General features: G+C 66.5%; 15 protein-coding genes. 5 read left to right on the forward strand and 10 right to left on the reverse strand.

The annotated features are described in order from the left end of the window. Positions 1–6: 6 nt before the first annotated feature. Positions 7–756 carry a molybdate ABC transporter substrate-binding protein gene (gene modA, locus SR870_RS12765; RefSeq protein WP_322513937.1) on the reverse strand — a complete coding sequence of 250 codons (750 nt, stop codon included), beginning with the start codon at positions 754–756 and terminating at the stop codon, positions 7–9. A 15-nt stretch (positions 757–771) separates the two neighbouring features. On the opposite strand from modA, the gene SR870_RS12770 reads away from it, so the two are divergent. Then, entirely contained in the window at positions 772–1,806 is a 1,035-nt protein-coding gene (locus SR870_RS12770; protein WP_322513938.1) for an ABC transporter ATP-binding protein, read from the forward strand. Positions 1,807–1,811: 5 nt separating this feature from the next. Here the strand turns inward: SR870_RS12770 and SR870_RS12775 are convergent, their stop codons facing one another. Then, positions 1,812–2,711: a hypothetical protein gene (locus SR870_RS12775; protein WP_322513939.1), complete on the reverse strand. Its 900-nt coding sequence runs from the start codon at positions 2,709–2,711 to the stop codon at positions 1,812–1,814. A gap of 146 nt (positions 2,712–2,857) precedes the next feature. After that, complete coding sequence (locus tag SR870_RS12780; protein ID WP_322513940.1) at positions 2,858–3,145, reverse strand: cupin domain-containing protein; 288 nt, start codon at positions 3,143–3,145, stop codon at positions 2,858–2,860. A gap of 221 nt (positions 3,146–3,366) precedes the next feature. On the opposite strand from SR870_RS12780, the gene SR870_RS12785 reads away from it, so the two are divergent. Continuing rightward, on the forward strand, positions 3,367–3,744 hold the full coding sequence (locus SR870_RS12785; RefSeq protein WP_322513941.1) for a VOC family protein: 378 nt from the start codon (positions 3,367–3,369) through the stop codon (positions 3,742–3,744). Positions 3,745–3,943: 199 nt separating this feature from the next. On the opposite strand, the gene SR870_RS12790 is transcribed toward SR870_RS12785, so the two are convergent. The 7 genes from SR870_RS12790 to SR870_RS12820 all read right to left on the reverse strand — a co-directional run bounded on the left by SR870_RS12790 (position 3,944) and on the right by SR870_RS12820 (position 10,217). Beyond that, complete coding sequence (locus tag SR870_RS12790; RefSeq protein WP_322513942.1) at positions 3,944–5,347, reverse strand: NAD(P)(+) transhydrogenase (Re/Si-specific) subunit beta; 1,404 nt, start codon at positions 5,345–5,347, stop codon at positions 3,944–3,946. A 13-nt stretch (positions 5,348–5,360) separates the two neighbouring features. Further along, entirely contained in the window at positions 5,361–5,684 is a 324-nt protein-coding gene (locus tag SR870_RS12795; RefSeq protein ID WP_011440334.1) for a proton-translocating transhydrogenase family protein, read from the reverse strand. A gap of 135 nt (positions 5,685–5,819) precedes the next feature. Next, positions 5,820–6,950: a Re/Si-specific NAD(P)(+) transhydrogenase subunit alpha gene (locus SR870_RS12800; RefSeq protein WP_322513943.1), complete on the reverse strand. Its 1,131-nt coding sequence runs from the start codon at positions 6,948–6,950 to the stop codon at positions 5,820–5,822. Between the two features lie 78 nt (positions 6,951–7,028). Beyond that, complete coding sequence (locus SR870_RS12805) at positions 7,029–7,181, reverse strand: aa3-type cytochrome c oxidase subunit IV (RefSeq protein WP_041798604.1); 153 nt, start codon at positions 7,179–7,181, stop codon at positions 7,029–7,031. 346 nt (positions 7,182–7,527) lie between these two features. Continuing rightward, on the reverse strand, positions 7,528–7,911 hold the full coding sequence (locus SR870_RS12810) for a type II toxin-antitoxin system death-on-curing family toxin (protein ID WP_322513944.1): 384 nt from the start codon (positions 7,909–7,911) through the stop codon (positions 7,528–7,530). Beyond that, complete coding sequence (locus SR870_RS12815; RefSeq protein WP_322513945.1) at positions 7,908–8,177, reverse strand: AbrB/MazE/SpoVT family DNA-binding domain-containing protein; 270 nt, start codon at positions 8,175–8,177, stop codon at positions 7,908–7,910. Before SR870_RS12815 ends, SR870_RS12810 begins: the two co-directional genes overlap by 4 nt. An 81-nt stretch (positions 8,178–8,258) precedes the next feature. Beyond that, a complete protein-coding gene (locus SR870_RS12820; protein WP_322513946.1) occupies positions 8,259–10,217 on the reverse strand; it encodes a M3 family oligoendopeptidase in 1,959 nt (652 codons plus the stop codon). A gap of 423 nt (positions 10,218–10,640) precedes the next feature. Here SR870_RS12820 and SR870_RS12825 point away from each other — a divergent pair, with 423 nt between their 5' ends. The 3 genes from SR870_RS12825 to SR870_RS12835 all read left to right on the forward strand — a co-directional run bounded on the left by SR870_RS12825 (position 10,641) and on the right by SR870_RS12835 (position 15,369). Then, positions 10,641–11,291 carry a TerC family protein gene (locus SR870_RS12825; protein WP_322518263.1) on the forward strand — a complete coding sequence of 217 codons (651 nt, stop codon included), beginning with the start codon at positions 10,641–10,643 and terminating at the stop codon, positions 11,289–11,291. Positions 11,292–11,363: 72 nt separating this feature from the next. Then, on the forward strand, positions 11,364–12,866 hold the full coding sequence (locus tag SR870_RS12830) for a sigma-54 dependent transcriptional regulator (RefSeq protein ID WP_322513947.1): 1,503 nt from the start codon (positions 11,364–11,366) through the stop codon (positions 12,864–12,866). Between the two features lie 325 nt (positions 12,867–13,191). Continuing rightward, positions 13,192–15,369 (forward strand): L,D-transpeptidase family protein, encoded by a 2,178-nt coding sequence (locus SR870_RS12835; protein ID WP_322513948.1) that lies wholly within the window; start codon positions 13,192–13,194, stop codon positions 15,367–15,369. Positions 15,370–15,477 lie beyond the last annotated feature (108 nt).

Raw genomic sequence — 15,477 nt, forward strand, 5'->3', positions numbered from 1 at the left:
CCAGCCTCAGAGGCCGTGACGCGTCAGAATCTCGCGCGCCGGTGCAGTGTCGAGGAAGGCGATGAATCCCGCTGTCGCAGCGGCGCCCGCCGGCGCCTTGCCGTCCGCTGCAGCGGGAATGCCGCAGACGAATTCCGGCGCGTCGTACAATCCGGCGCCGACTTCGACGAAACCGCCGATCCGATCGCCGGCGCCGAGCGCGTCCGTGGCGTTGATGAAGCCGGCGTCGATCTCGCCGCTGGCGATGTAGCTCGTCACCTGCGGCACGGTGGCGACCGCGATCAGCCGCGGATCAATCTCGGCTTCGAGCTTGCTCCGCTGCAGAAACTGCCGGCCCGCCTTGCCGTAGACCGCATTCGCCTGATCCGGAATCCCGATCCGCCTGAACTGCGGTGCGGCGATGTCTTCGGCCTTGCCGAGCTCGAGCCCCTTGCGGACCGCGACCACCAGCCTGCCGGTGCCGAGCCGCACCATCCGCGTGAAGGCCATGCCGCCGGCTTTGTCCAACACCGTGCGGTCGCCGCAGACCATCGCCACCTTGGCGCTCTCGCGAGCTTGCGCCAGGACCTGGCCCATATGGCCGTAGACTTGCAGGACCTTGTCTCCGGACTGCTTCTCATAGGCCGCAGCCAGTTCGGCGACTGGCCTGCGATAGCCCGCCCCCGCAGCCAGCGTGATCTCGTCGGCGCTCGCCGCGACCAGCGACACGACCAGCGCTGCACCGGTCAGGAACGGACGGAGGAAAGCGGAGCGCATCGCAGCGGGCCTTGCATGGTGAGATTGATCCCCTGTAACACCGGGCGATTTCGTTGTATATTATACAATATAACGCTCGCGGACGATCGGAAGAAGCCGGTGTGGAATGACGTGACGAAGGCGCAAGGCGGCGCACTGCGGGTGGCCATACGGATGCGGCTCGACGGGCCGGCCGGGCCGTTCGATCTCGACGTCGACCTGTCGATCGCGGCCGGATCGCTGGTCGCGATCGTCGGCCCGTCAGGCGCCGGCAAGACCACGCTGCTGCGCGTCGTCGCCGGGCTGGCACGCCCGCAGCATGCCCAAATCCAACTCGGATCGACGCTATGGTGCGACACCGAATCGCGCGTCGAACTGCCGACCCGACGCCGCTCGATCGGCTTCGTGTTTCAGGACTTCGCCCTCTTTCCCAACATGACCGTGCGCGGCAATGTCGACTATGCGCTCGGCGCGCATGGCGGCGCAGGCGACGCCGATCGGCTGCTCGATCTCGTCGGCCTATCCGGCCTTGCCGGGATGCCCCCCACCCGGCTGTCCGGCGGCCAGAAGCAGCGACTGGCGCTGATCCGCGCGCTGGCGCGGCGCCCGGCCGTGCTGATGCTGGACGAGCCGCTGTCGGCGCTCGACCCGGCGATGCGCGGCAAACTGCAGGACGATCTGCGCGAACTCCACGCCCGGTTCGGCGCGACGACGCTGCTGGTCAGCCACGACGCCGCGGAAATCCTGCGGCTCGCCGATCGGGTGATCCGGCTCGACCATGGCAAGGTGGCCTTCGACGGAGCGCCGGCGGCCGCGTTCGGCGCGGCCGAGCCGGATGACGGGCTGACGATGATCGGCGAATATCTCGGCGGTCGCGATGCGCACGGCACCTGCATGGTCCGGATCGACGGACGCGCAAGGCGACTGCGCTTGAGCGGCGACGGGGTCACGTCGCTGCAGCCGGGCGACACGGTGATGCTATACGCCGATCGGGCGGCGATACGGCCGGCCGCAATCCCAGTCGATCGCGACCCGCCCGACACGACGTGCCGGGCCAGCGTCCGCGGCTGAGCAGGTCAGCGCGGCAGGACGGCGTGAAACACCGATTTCGCGGCCAGCAACACGTCTTCGGCGACCGACGGGTTCTGCGCCGACGCGCCGCCCTGGCCCCGCATCGCGTCGGCCGAGGGAATATCGGCGGGCGGGCTGATCCGCGGGCTGCCGAAGCTCGCATCCGCGGTCGCGGCCGGCGGCACCGAGCCGGTGAAGCTCGTGCCGGTGGTCATCGACGGGGCGACGGGCGTGGCGACATTGACGGGCGGCGGCAACGGCTGCAGCGCCACGGCGGCGCGCGGCGCCTCCTGGAGCCTGGGCGTCTCCGGGAGCTTGGGCGTCTCCGGGAGCTTGGGCGTCTCCTGAACCTTGAAGGACTCCTGAACCTTCACCGACTCCGGCGTGCGCGCCATCACCTCGGTCGGCGCAGGCCGCGCCGGCTCCGAGGCGCGCAGCCGCTCGACGGCGGCGCGGAGCACCTCGTTGGGATCACGATTGGCCTCGCGGCGCTCGTCCTGGGACTTCGCAGCGTCGGGCGTCACGGCGGCCACGGCCGGCTTCGCGGCGGACTTCTCGGCAGCCGCTTTGTCGGCGGCGATCTTGTCCGCAGCAGCCTTGTCGGCCGCCTTCTCACGCTGCGTCACGGGATGCCGGAGCGACGGCTTCTCGGCGGCCTGCGCCCTGGATTTGGCTTGGTCGGGCCTGGCCGGCTCGGCCTTGTCGGAATCGCGCTCGGGTGCCACGGCCAGCGCAGGCGCATCGACCGTCACCTTGGCGGGCTCGGCCTTGACGGTCTGAGCCGCGGGAGCCGCGTGGTCCGGCCTCGACACGATGTACTGATTCACCACATAGGCGCCGATCACGGTGGCGACCACCGACGGCAATATCTGCCCAATCAATTTTTCGGTGATGTATTTCAGCATGGCCTGACTCTTCCCCGCACGCTTGATGATCGCCGTTTGAGGCTGATTGAGGGATCAACTGCGACGGATCGGTGGCATCAGAACGTGCAAAAGGGCGCGCCGCGGCGCGCCCTCGGAGAAGCTGGTCCACAACGCTTAAGACGCGGTTAAGCTTTCAGCTCGACCTCCAGAAACACGATCTCGGTGGTGCTCTCGTTCAGCACGTCGTGCTCGACGCCGGCCTTGCGGAAATACGACTTGCCGGTCTTGAGCTGCGCGATCGAGCGGGCGCCGTCCGGCGCCACGATCGTCATCTCGGCGTCCGCCACCGGCACGATGACGTAGTCCATGCCGTGGCGGTGCGGTCCGGTGGCGGCGCCGGGCAAGAGCCGCCATTCGGTGACACGCACCTCGTCATTGTCGATCTGGACTTCGGATTGGGCAGCAAGCGTCATGATTCTCATCCTCTGGGGTGCGATCGGCGCGAATGCAAGCAAACCGCATACCACCGATCGGCCTCGCCCGAACACCGCCACCACGGCGACCGGCGGCAGCTTGTCGTGACTGAATTCCGCCGCGCGGACCGACGCATCCGCCGTCTCGCCAAATTGCAAGCGGCGCGTATAGTCGCCGCATCACCCTCGGGGTGAAGTCAAAAACAACCTATGGGAGCACCATGTTTTCACACGTCATGATCGGCACCAACAATCTCGAAGCGGCGAAGGACTTCTACGACAAGCTGCTCGGCACGATCGGCATCGCCCCCGGCGCGGTCGACCGCCACCGGGTCTTCTACCGCAGCAAGACCGGCACCTTCTCGGTGTCGAAACCGATCGACGGCCAGCCGGCGACGCCGGCCAATGGCGGCACCATCGGCTTCCTCGCCAAATCCCCCGAAGAGGCCGACGCCTGGCACGCCGCCGGCGTCGCCAATGGCGGCACGCCCTGCGAGGACCCGCCCGGCGTCCGCGAGATGGGCGGCACCAGGATGTATCTCGCCTATCTGCGCGACCCCGACGGCAACAAGATCTGCGCGCTGCACCGGATGGGGTGAGACCGACGCCAACATTCGTCATGCCCGGCCTTGTGCCGGGCATCCACGTTTTCGGGCGCTGAGGCGCTGAAGGACGTGGATGGCCGGGACGAGCCCGGCCATGACGGAAGGACGGTCACCTGCCGACTTGAATCCTCGGACGGAAAACAAAAACGCCCGGCCTTGCGGCCGGGCGTTTTTCGTTCGAGCTATCGAACCCTCAGTGATTCATCGCCTTGACGATGTTCTCGGTCATCTTCTTGGCGTCGCCGAGCAGCATCATCGTGTTGTCGCGATAGAACAGCGGGTTGTCGATGCCGGCGTAGCCCGACGCCAGCGAGCGCTTGATGAACATCACGGTGCCGGCCTTCCAGACCTGCAGCACCGGCATGCCGTAGATCGGCGAGGACGGATCCTCTTCGGCGGCCGGGTTGGTGACGTCGTTGGCGCCGATCACGAAGGCGACGTCCGACTGCGCGAATTCCGAGTTGATGTCCTCGAGCTCGAACACCTCGTCGTAGGGCACGTTGGCCTCCGCGAGCAGCACGTTCATGTGGCCCGGCATACGGCCGGCGACCGGGTGAATCGCGTACTTCACCTCGACGCCTTCCTTCTTCAGCGTGTCGGCCATTTCGCGCAGCGCGTGCTGGGCCTGCGCCACCGCCATGCCGTAGCCCGGCACGATGATGACCTTCTGCGCGTTCTTCATGATGAAGGCCGCGTCGTCGGCCGAGCCGAGCTTGGCCGGACGCTGTTCGCCACCGCCACCGCCGGCAGCCGCGGTCTCGCCGCCGAAGCCGCCGAGGATCACCGAGATGAAGGAGCGGTTCATGCCCTTGCACATGATGTAGGACAGGATCGCACCCGAGGAGCCGACCAGTGCGCCGGTGATGATCAGCGCCGAATTGCCCAGCGTGAAGCCGATGCCGGCGGCGGCCCAGCCGGAATACGAGTTCAGCATCGAGATCACGACCGGCATGTCGGCGCCGCCGATCGGGATGATCATCAGGATGCCGAGCAGCAGCGCGACGGCGGTGATCACCCAGAAGGCGTATTCGTGGCCGGTGATCACCAGCACGATGATCGCAACCACCATGATGACGCCGAGCGTGATGTTCACGACGTGACGCGCCGGCAGGATGATCGGCGCGCCGCTCATGCGGCCGGAAAGCTTGAGGAATGCGATCACCGAGCCGGTGAAGGTCAGCGCACCGATGGCGACGCCGAGCGACATTTCGACCAGGCTGGCGCCGTGGATGTTGCCGGGCACGCCGATGTCGAAGGCTGCGGGCGCATAGAACGCGCCGGCGGCGACCAGCACCGCCGCCATGCCGACCAGCGAGTGGAAGGCGGCGACCAGTTCGGGCATCGAGGTCATCGGCACCCGCTTGGCGATCACCGCGCCGATGCCGCCGCCGATGGCGATGCCGAGGATGACGAGCACCCAGCCGAGGAAGTCGGCGGGCGGATGGCCGGCCAGCGTGGTGAGGATCGCGATCCCCATGCCGGTCATGCCCATCAGGTTGCCCTGACGGCTGGTGGCCGGCGACGACAGACCGCGCAGCGACAGAATGAACAGGACGCCGGCGATCAGATACAGAAGTGCGGAAAGATTGGCGTTCATCGACGGCCCCTAATCACTTCTGCTTCTTCTTGTACATCGCCAGCATGCGCTGGGTGACAAGGAAACCGCCGAAGATGTTGATACACGCGAAGATCAGCGCGACGAAACCGAAGCCGCGCGCCCACAGCGGCCCGTTGTCGCTGCCGACCAGCGACACGCCGACCGCCAGCAACGCGCCGACCACGATCACCGACGAGATCGCATTGGTGACCGACATCAGCGGGGTGTGCAGCGCGGGCGTCACCGCCCACACCACGAAATAGCCGACGAACACGGCCAGAACGAAAATCGACAGCCGAAACACGAACGGATCGACGGCCTGCACGACATGCTCCATGGCGAAGCTCCTATTCGTCATTCCGGGGCACGCCGCAGGCGTGAACCCGGAATCCAGAGGTGAAGGGCTTGGTCGAGATTCCGGGTTCGCGCTGCGCGCGCCCCGGAATGACCCGTTGAAAGGACATACGCATCATCATGCGGTTTTCGGCTGGAAGTTCGGGTGAACGACGGCGCCGTCGCGCGTCAGCGCGGTGGCCTTGACCAGATCGTCGTCCCAGTTCACCGCCAGCGCCTTGCTGTCCTTGTTGACCAGCGTCTCGATGAAGCTGACCAGGTTGCGCGCATACAGGGCCGAGGCCGACGCCGCGACGCGGCCGGCGACATTGGTGTAGCCGACGATCCTGACGCCGTCGGTCTCGACGACTTCGCCGGGCTTCGCGCCCTCGACGTTGCCGCCGCGCTCGACCGCGAGATCGACCAGCACCGAACCGGGCTTCATCGACTTCACCATCTCGGCGGTGACGAGGCGCGGCGCGGGCCGGCCCGGGATCAGCGCGGTGGTGATGACGATGTCCTGCTTCTTGATGTGCTCGGCGGTCAGAGCGGCCTGCTTGGCCTGATACTCTTTCGACATTTCCTTGGCGTAGCCGCCGGCGGTCTGGGCGTTCTTGAATTCTTCGTCCTCGACCGCGAGGAACTTGGCGCCGAGGCTCTCGACCTGCTCCTTGGTGGCGGGGCGAACGTCGGTCGCGGTGACGATGGCGCCGAGCCGGCGCGCGGTGGCGATCGCCTGCAGGCCGGCGACGCCGACGCCCATGATGAACACCTTGGCGGCGGGCACGGTGCCGGCCGCGGTCATCATCATCGGGAACACCCGGCCGAACTGCTCGGCAGCGTCGATCACCGCGCGATAGCCGGCGAGGTTGGCCTGGCTCGACAGCACGTCCATCACCTGCGCGCGGGTGATGCGCGGCATCAGCTCCATGGCGAAGGCGGTGACGCCGGCGTCGGCCATCGCCTTCAGCGCGGCGTCGTTGCCGTACGGGTCCATGATCGCCATCACCAGCGCGCCGCGCTTGTAGGCGGCAAGCTCGGACGCTTCCGGACGTTTCACCTTGAGGACGATGTCGGCGTCCTTCAGCGCGTCGGCGCTGACGGTGGCGCCGACGGCGGTGAACTCGGAATCCGGCAGCCCGGACTTGATGCCGGCGCCCGGCTCGACGACGATGTCGGCACCCAGCGCCTTCAGCTTCTTCACCGTGTCGGGCGTCGCCGCGACGCGCGGTTCAGAAGCATCGAGTTCTTTGGCAACAGCAATTTTCATGGAGCCTCCTGCGGCGCCTGGCGCGCGCGTGAGCTAGCAGTCTCGACATCGCTTTCCGGCGATGCACTCGGGTCGAAGTCAGGTCAGGAAGATCGCCATCAAGGCGACGATCGCGATCACCGCCGCCGAGCCATACTTCACCAGCTTGATGAAACCTTCGTAGGTTTGCTCGTGGGCCGCGTAGTCGTTGCCCGAAGCGGTGGTGTAGGCAAGGTCGTGTTTCTCAGCCATCGTCTTCTCCGAGCGATTTTCGTGAAAGTGCTGTGCCATTAGCGCAATCCCCATGCGAGGGCAACGGCGCTGCACCGCACTCACCTAACCAGTTTGGATCATTCCAAATCGGCTCGGCGGTCGCCCCGCGACGCCGCAGTGTGATCTCAACCGGGCTCTACGACAAGCACTTCGGAGGCGCTTGCAATAACTGCGACGATTATTCCGCGATGCGGTTCGTCTCGCCGAATTTGCGCAGTGCACACTACGGTCTGGTTCTGACGATCGGACCACTGCCCGGTGATATCCGACGGCTTCCGCCTGCCGTGTCTCGTACCCGGCCGACGATCGCTGCGCTTGAAAAGCTCTAAGCCGGCCAGTTGTCCCTGATCCAGCGGGTCAGGCTCGCTTCACTGACTTCGCCCGCGGCGAGGGAGAGGATCATTGCGGCCGCATCGGCTTCTGGGACGTTGAAGTCGACACCATTGACCCCGAGAAACGTATAGAGCGCCAGCAGCGACGTCCGCTTATTGCCATCGACGAAGGGATGGTTGCGCGCGAGACCGAACGCGTAGGCCGCAGCTAGTTCCGCCAGGTCAGCCTCTTCGTAAGTCCATTTGTTGCGCGGACGGTCAAGGGCGGACTCCAACATCCCTTCGTCACGCAGCCCGCCGGCACCGCCATGAATTGCCAGTTGCTCATCATGAATCGCGACGACCATCTGCCGCGTGAGCCAGAACGGCTCGGTCATTTGGCGAGCTCGGCCAAGGCGTTGTGGTAGCGCTTCATCCCGCGCCGGGCGACTTCCATCGCCTTCTCGAAATCCGGATTCGACGGCGTGAATCGAACACCGCCATCCGGCGTCAGCGTCGCATAGAGCTGGTCACCGACATTCAGATTGAGCCGCGACAGGAGCTCCTTGGGAAAAATCAGCCCCGAGGAATTGCCGATCTTCTTGATCTCGACGGTCGCGAGGACGCGACCGGCGTCGACATCGATTTTGGTCTGATCATTCATGGCAAAAACTCCGTTATACGAAATGTATAACGGAGTTTTTTGTCCCGTTCAACAAATGTTTTACGGCGGCGACAACCCGCCCTACCCCATCGCCTCCAGTTCGTCGATCATGCCGGCGATCACCGACAGGCCGCCGTCCCAGAAGCTCGGGTCCTTGGCGTCGAGGCCGAACGGGGCCAGCAGTTCCGAATAGTGCTTGGTGCCGCCGGCCGACAGCATCGCCAGATAGCGCTCGGCGAAGCCTTCCTGGGCATTTTCGTAGACCGCGTAGAGCGAGTTCACGAGGCAATCGCCGAACGCGTAGGCGTACACGTAGAACGGCGAATGGATGAAGTGCGGGATGTACATCCAGAAGTTCTCGTAGCCCGGCTTGATCTCGATCGCCGGACCCAGGCTCTCGCTCTGCACGCTGAGCCAGATCTCGCCGATCCGCTGCGCGGTGAGTTCGCCGCTGCGGCGCTCGGTGTGGATCGCGCGCTCGAACGAATAGAACGCGATCTGCCGGACCACGGTGTTGATCATGTCCTCGACCTTGCCGGCGAGCAGCGCCTGGCGCTGCTTGGCGTTCTTGGTCTCGCCCAGCAGCCGGCGGAACGTCAGCATCTCGCCGAACACGCTGGCGGTCTCGGCCAGCGTCAGCGGCGTCGGCGCCATCAGCGCGCCGTTGCCGGCGGCGAGCACCTGGTGCACGCCGTGGCCGAGTTCGTGGGCGAGCGTCATCACGTCGCGCGGCTTGCCCTGATAGTTCATCAGCACATAGGGATGCGCCGACGGCGTGGTCGGGTGCGAGAACGCGCCCGGCGCCTTGCCCGGCCGCACCGGCGCATCGATCCAGCGATCGGTGAAGAACCGCTCGGCGATCCGCGCCATCTCCGGCGAAAACGCGCTATAGGCGGTCAGCACCATCTCGCGCGCTTCCGGCCAGGCGATGCTGCCGGTGGCCGCGAACGGCAGCGGCGCATTGCGGTCCCAATGCGGCAGCTTCTTCTTGCCGAACCAGCCGGCCTTGAGCTTGTAGTAGCGATGCGACAGCCGCGGATAGGCGCCGCGGACCGAGGCGACCAGCGCGTCGACGACCTCGCGCTCGACCCGGTTGGCGAGATGCCGCGAGTCGGCGACATCTTCGAAGCCGCGCCAGCGGTCGGAGATCTCCTTGTCCTTGGCGAGCGTATTGGTGATCAGCGCGAAAGTGCGCTCGTTCGCCTTGAAGGTCTTGGCCAGCGCCTCGGCCGCGGCCTTGCGCTTGGCGGGCGCGCGGTCCTGCAGCAGGTTCAGCGTCGGCTCGATCGCCAGTTCCTTGCCGCCGAGCTTGAAGCGCAGGCCGGAGATGGTCTGGTCGAACAGCCGGTTGAAGGCGCCGTAGCCGGTCTGCGACTTCTCGTGGAAGAGCTGCTCGACGCGATCTTCGAGCTGATACGGCTTGTCCTTGCGCAGGTCTTCGATCCACGGCCGGTAGTGGCCGAGTTCGGGCGCCTGCATCGCGCGCTCCAGCACCTCGTCGTCGACGCGGTTGAGCTCGAGCATGAAGAACAACAGATGCACCGACGCCGCCGTCAGCCGCTCGGAGACGTCGCCGTAGAATTTCGACTTCACCGGGTCGACGCTGTCGCCGGCATGGACGAGGCCCGCATAGGAGCCGAGCCGTCCGGCGAGATCCTCGATCGCCTCGTAGCGCTTCACCGCGCCGGCCAGCCACGCGCCGCCGCCGTCTTTGGCGGCTTCCTCGGCGAGCTTGCCCTTGAAGTCGGCCTCGAACGAGGCGCATTCGGCATCCAGCCGGTCGAGATCGGCGGCGACCTGCGGCGCGTCGATCGCCGGATACAGATCCGCCAGATTCCATTCCGGGAGCCTGGCGGGCTTGCGGCCCGCCACCGACGCGGTCTTCTTGGCCGGCCTGGCGGGCGCGGACTTGCCCGACGGCGACTTGCCGGAAGCCTTGACGGAGCGTGAAGCCTTGACGGGGCGTGAAGTCTTGGCTGAGCGTGAGGTCTTGGCTGAGCGTGAAGTCTTGGCGCTACGGGACGTGACTGATTTCGGCATGGACACTTTCGACATGACGCGTGAATTTCGTTGCAAAACGCTACTAGCTCACACGTGGCCTCGGCAAGTGCCTGTTTCAAGGCACGGTTTCGACTTGGTTCCCGGCGGGCCTCAGCTCGATCCGTGACCGCGCTAGGACGAGCGGCGCGACTGCGAGCCCCCATCATGCTGATCGCGATCAAGCCGACGCCACTACGGACCGGGGAGACACCCGCGGTCGCCACATTGCTGCCCGTCGCCGCAAGCTGGTATCGCCCGCGTCGGCATTTTGTTACGTGACAGCGCTACAAGCGCGAGATATCTCGACGCCGCCGGCCTGCGCCGCCGGCGTCCTGTCGCAACAATGACGTCCAAGGACCGGGCCCCTCTGGCAGTTCGCACGAACTGTGATGTCGGACTGGACGTTCACGGAGAGGCCCGATGATGAACGAATTCCTCACGATCTTTACGCCCGAAGGCCTGACCGCGCTGGCGCAGGTCATCATGATCGACCTGGTGCTGGCCGGCGACAACGCCGTCGTCATCGGGCTCGCCGCCGCCGGCCTGCCGAAAGCGCAGCGCAACAAGGCGATCCTGATCGGCATCATCGCCGCCACCGTGCTGCGCATCGCCTTCGCCAGCGTCACCGTGCAGTTGCTGCAGATCATCGGCCTGCTGCTGGCCGGCGGCGTGCTGCTGCTGTGGGTGTGCTGGAAGATGTGGCGCGAGCTGCGCACCAACCACGCCAGCGACGACGACGCCGACGAGGATCGCAGCCTGAACGGCACCGCCTCCGCCGCTCCGACCAAGACGCTCGGCCAGGCGGTGTGGCAGATCACGCTGGCCGACGTCTCGATGTCGCTCGACAACGTGCTGGCGGTCGCCGGCGCTGCGCGCGAACATCCGATCATCCTGGTGTTCGGCCTCGGCCTGTCGATCGCCCTGATGGGTCTGGCCGCGACCTTCATCGCCCGGCTGCTGCAGAACCATCGCTGGATCGCCTATGTCGGCCTCGCCATCATTCTCTATGTGGCGCTCGACATGATCTATCGCGGCGCGATGGAAGTCTGGCCGCACGCCTTCGCAATGCTCTGACGTCTTCACGGCTCGTTAACGCTTTCACGCCCATGGTGCACCAAATCGGGACACTGCGGGCTTGAGAGTGGTATGGTTGAGCGAATTCTGATTGCGGACGACGATCCGGTGCAGCGCCGGCTGGTCGAAAACATGGTGCAGAAGTGCGGCTACGAGGCCGTTTTGGCCGACAGCGGCGACGCTGCGCTGGCGCTGCTGACGGCGCCGGACACGGCGGCATTCGACGCCGTGGTGCTCGATCTGGTGATGCCGGGCCTCGACGGCCTCGGCGTGCTCGGCAAGCTCCGCGAGGCCGGCCTGAACGTGCCGGTGATCGTGCAGACCGCGCATGGCGGCATCGATAACGTCGTCTCGGCGATGCGCGCCGGCGCGCATGATTTCGTGGTCAAGCCGGTCGGCATCGAGCGGCTGCAGGTGTCGTTGCGCAACGCGCTGAACGCCAGCGCCCTGAAGGGCGAGCTGCAGCGCATCCGCCACAGCCGCGAGGGTCGGCTGACGTTTTCCGACATCATCACCCGCAGCGACGCGATGGCCGCCGTGCTGCGCGCCGCCGAGAAGGCCGCGGGCTCCTCGATCCCGGTGCTGATCGAGGGCGAATCGGGCGTCGGCAAGGAAATGTTCGCGCGCGCCATCCACGGCTCGAGCGAGCGGCGCAGCAAACCCTTCGTCGCGGTGAACTGCGGCGCGATCCCGGACAATCTGGTCGAGTCGATCCTGTTCGGGCACGAGAAGGGCGCGTTCACCGGCGCCACCGATCGGCATACGGGCAAGTTCGTCGAGGCCACCGGCGGCACGCTGTTTCTCGACGAGGTCAGCGAACTGCCGCTCGCCGCGCAGGTCAAGCTGCTGCGCGCGCTGCAGGAAGGCGCGGTCGAGGCGGTCGGCGGGCGCAAGCCGCTGAAGGTCGACGTCCGCATCATCTCGGCGACCAATCGCCGGCTGCTCGACCGGGTCAAGGCCGGCCAGTTCCGCGAAGACCTGTTCTATCGGCTGCACGTGCTGCCGCTGACCGTCCCGCCGCTGCGGGCGCGGCGCGAGGACATCCCGCCGCTGTTGCGGCATTTCCTGGTGCGGTTCTGCGCCGAGGAGAACCGCCGGATCGGCGGCATCAGCGGCGAGGCGATGGCCCGCCTCGCCCAGCTCGACTGGCCGGGCAACATCCGCCAGCTCGAGAACGCGGTGTATCGCGCGGTGGTGATGAGCGACGGCGATCAGCTCGGCGTCGACGATTTCCCGCTGGCGAGCGCGCCCTCGACGGTGCCGACCGGCGAAGCCGACGGCGAGCCGCTGATCCTGGAGCCGGCGAGCTCGGCGCAGTTCGTTGCAGCTAACGAGGTGCCGATCGCGCCAATGCCGACCCACGGCATCCTGCCGATGCTGAATGCCGGCGGCGACGTCCGCCCGCTCGACGAGCTGGAAAACGAAATCATCCGTTTCGCGATCTCGCATTATCGCGGCCAGATGTCGGAAGTCGCACGGCGGCTGAAAATCGGCCGCTCGACGCTGTATCGCAAGCTCGACGAGATGGAAGCGGCGCGCGCAGCGCAGGCATCCGCGCCGGCGGACACGCGCTGAGGGAATTGTGGCGCCGCCGCGGCAACGGCGCCACGAAATGCGCGCCGGGAACATTCGAACCGTTGCGGCGTGGTGACAGACAAAGCTGGCAACACATGGCAAAAGCACCCGACGGAATGCGGCTAACGCATTGAAACTCGGAGCCCGCGCGGTCAGTTTGTCGTGAATCTGCCCGGACGGCGCTGGCTGCCTGAACCGGGCATGTGTATCGTCCGACTGGGTCGTGAGTTTGAGACGCATTGTTGCTCGTCCCGCGGCGCAGTCGAAAGCCGAACAGCAAGAACACGAACTGCCCGCCGGGCAGCTTCTCCCAAGGGGTACACGAATGCGAGATCACTCGACTGGCCGCCGCGGATTCGAAGGCGTGCTGATGGCCGTTGCGGCGACTTTCCTGACCGTTTCGGCGACTTCTGTGATCGCACAATCGGCCCCGAAGACCCCCGCCGAGCTCGCCATCGACGCCGCCGTCCCGGTGCCCCAGCCGGTCGACCTGCCGCCGCCCTCGATCGGCGATTTCAAGCTCGATTCCATCGCCGCCCCGGCGACTGCGCCGACTGAAGCCAAGCCTGAGGCCAAGACTGAGGCCAAGACTGACGCTGAGGCGGCCCCCAAGGCCGACAGCGCCGCCGCGCCGGCGTCCACAGCGCCCGCGCCGACCGCCGCGGCGCCGGAGCCGACGCCCGCCGGGCCCCCTGCCGCCACCGCAACGGCGCCGGCCGCCGAGCCGGTCAAGGAGCAGGCGACCAAGGATCAGCCCGCCGAGCCGCAGAAGGCTGCGAGCAACGTGCCGGCCGCCGATCAGCCGGTCGCCGACAAGGTCCGCGACGTGCTCGCGTCCAAGGCGTCGCGCTATTTCGAGCGCAAGGCCGAGCGCGCCGCGGTCGAGAAATTCTACGAAGCGCGCGACTACGCGCCGGTGTGGACCCATTCGGGCGCGCTGACCGCGGCCGGCAAGGGCGTGATCGCGCGGCTGAAGAACGCCGCCGCCGACGGCCTCGATCCGACCGATTATCCGGTGCCCGATTTCGCCGCGGCGACCGCCCCCGACACGCTCGCCGAAGCCGAACTGCGGCTGACCGAGAGCATGATGGACTATGCGCGCCATGCCCAGAGCGGCCGGATGCACTGGTCGCAGATCGGGTCCGACATCCAGTATCCCGAGCATCCGATCGATCCTTCGGAAGTGCTCGCCAACGTCACCACCGCGAAGGACGCCTCGGCGGCGCTCGACAGCTACAACCCGCCGCACAAGCTGTATCGCGCGCTCAAGAAGAAGCTCGCCGAGTTGCGCGGCGAAGGCGACAAGCCGCTGGTGGAGATCGCCGAAGGCGAGACGCTGAAATTCGTCCCGGAGCGCAACAAGCGGACGGCGGCGACGATGGACGATCCGCGGGTGCCGCAATTGCGCGCCCGTCTCGGCATCACCGAAGACGCCGACAGCACCCGTTACGACGCCAAGGTCGCCGAAGCGGTGCGCGAATTCCAGCGCGGCGCCGGCCTGCAGGCCGACGGCATTCTCGGCAACCGCACCCTCCAGGCGCTGAACACGCCGAAGCGCGACCGCAGCATCGACACCATCGTGGTCAACATGGAGCGCTGGCGCTGGCTGCCGCGCCAGCTCGGCGCGCCGTCGCTCGGCGACGCCTATGTGATCCTCAATGTGCCGGACTACACGCTGAAACTGATGCACAACGGCGCGCCGGTGTGGACCACGCGCGTCGTCGTCGGCAAGCCCGGCAAGCACTCCACGCCGCTGCTGACCGAAACGATGAAGTACATCACCGTCAACCCGACCTGGAACGTGCCGCCGTCGATCATCAACAACGAGTACCTGCCGGCGCTGGCGCAGGACCCCACCGTGCTCGACCGCATGGGCTTGAAGATGTCGCGCAATCGCGACGGCTCGATCCACATCTCGCAGCCGCCGGGCGAAGCCAACGCGCTGGGGCGCATCCGCTTCAACTTCCCGAACAAATTCCTGGTGTATCAGCACGACACCCCGGACAAGAACCTGTTCGGCCGCGACGAGCGCGCCTTCAGCCACGGCTGCATGCGGGTGCAGAATCCCGATCAATACGCCGCCGCGCTGCTCAACATCGCGATGCCGGACAAGGACTACACCCCGGCGAAGATCCGGTCGATGTACGGCCGCAGCGAGGTCAATCTGAACTTCCCGACGCCGATCCCGGTCAACATCACCTACCAGACCGCCTTCGTGGACGACGACGGCAAGCTGCAGCTCCGCAAGGACATCTACGGCCGCGACGCCAGGATGCTGGCGCTGCTGAAGAACGACAAGGGCAAGAACCTCGAAGCCGTGGTCTCCCATGCGCAGCCGAACTACAGCCGCCCGACCAACCTGCCGCCGGGCGTGAACATCGCCGGCGACTACACCGGGTCGTCGCAATCCTCCGGGTTCAACTTCTTCGAACGCCTGTTCGGCGGTCCCCCGGCACCGCAACAGCCCCAGATGCGCCGCCCGCAGCAACGCTTCACGCGCTGAGGGCGGTTCCATCGTTAAGACGGAAAGCTGAAATGGAACAAGGGCTCAGCTCCGGCTGAGCCCTTTCCATTAACCATTGTCCATCAGGATGCCGGCAGCGGGCTCGAT

It is taken from the genome of Rhodopseudomonas palustris (assembly GCF_034479375.1).
In the GTDB taxonomy this organism is placed as follows: domain Bacteria; phylum Pseudomonadota; class Alphaproteobacteria; order Rhizobiales; family Xanthobacteraceae; genus Rhodopseudomonas; species Rhodopseudomonas palustris_M.

Excerpts from the sequence above, each read along its gene's own strand:
- modA (WP_322513937.1), bottom strand. The coding sequence starts at position 756 with ATGCGCTCCGCTTTCCTCCGTCCGTTCCTGACCGGTGCAGCGCTGGTC.
- SR870_RS12770 (WP_322513938.1), top strand. The coding sequence starts at position 772 with ATGGTGAGATTGATCCCCTGTAACACCGGGCGATTTCGTTGTATATTA.
- SR870_RS12775 (WP_322513939.1), bottom strand. The coding sequence starts at position 2,711 with ATGCTGAAATACATCACCGAAAAATTGATTGGGCAGATATTGCCGTCG.
- SR870_RS12780 (WP_322513940.1), bottom strand. The coding sequence starts at position 3,145 with ATGACGCTTGCTGCCCAATCCGAAGTCCAGATCGACAATGACGAGGTG.
- SR870_RS12785 (WP_322513941.1), top strand. The coding sequence starts at position 3,367 with ATGTTTTCACACGTCATGATCGGCACCAACAATCTCGAAGCGGCGAAG.
- SR870_RS12790 (WP_322513942.1), bottom strand. The coding sequence starts at position 5,347 with ATGAACGCCAATCTTTCCGCACTTCTGTATCTGATCGCCGGCGTCCTG.
- SR870_RS12795 (WP_011440334.1), bottom strand. The coding sequence starts at position 5,684 with ATGGAGCATGTCGTGCAGGCCGTCGATCCGTTCGTGTTTCGGCTGTCG.
- SR870_RS12800 (WP_322513943.1), bottom strand. The coding sequence starts at position 6,950 with ATGAAAATTGCTGTTGCCAAAGAACTCGATGCTTCTGAACCGCGCGTC.
- SR870_RS12805 (WP_041798604.1), bottom strand. The coding sequence starts at position 7,181 with ATGGCTGAGAAACACGACCTTGCCTACACCACCGCTTCGGGCAACGAC.
- SR870_RS12810 (WP_322513944.1), bottom strand. The coding sequence starts at position 7,911 with ATGACCGAGCCGTTCTGGCTCACGCGGCAGATGGTCGTCGCGATTCAT.
- SR870_RS12815 (WP_322513945.1), bottom strand. The coding sequence starts at position 8,177 with ATGAATGATCAGACCAAAATCGATGTCGACGCCGGTCGCGTCCTCGCG.
- SR870_RS12820 (WP_322513946.1), bottom strand. The coding sequence starts at position 10,217 with ATGCCGAAATCAGTCACGTCCCGTAGCGCCAAGACTTCACGCTCAGCC.
- SR870_RS12825 (WP_322518263.1), top strand. The coding sequence starts at position 10,641 with ATGAACGAATTCCTCACGATCTTTACGCCCGAAGGCCTGACCGCGCTG.
- SR870_RS12830 (WP_322513947.1), top strand. The coding sequence starts at position 11,364 with ATGGTTGAGCGAATTCTGATTGCGGACGACGATCCGGTGCAGCGCCGG.
- SR870_RS12835 (WP_322513948.1), top strand. The coding sequence starts at position 13,192 with ATGCGAGATCACTCGACTGGCCGCCGCGGATTCGAAGGCGTGCTGATG.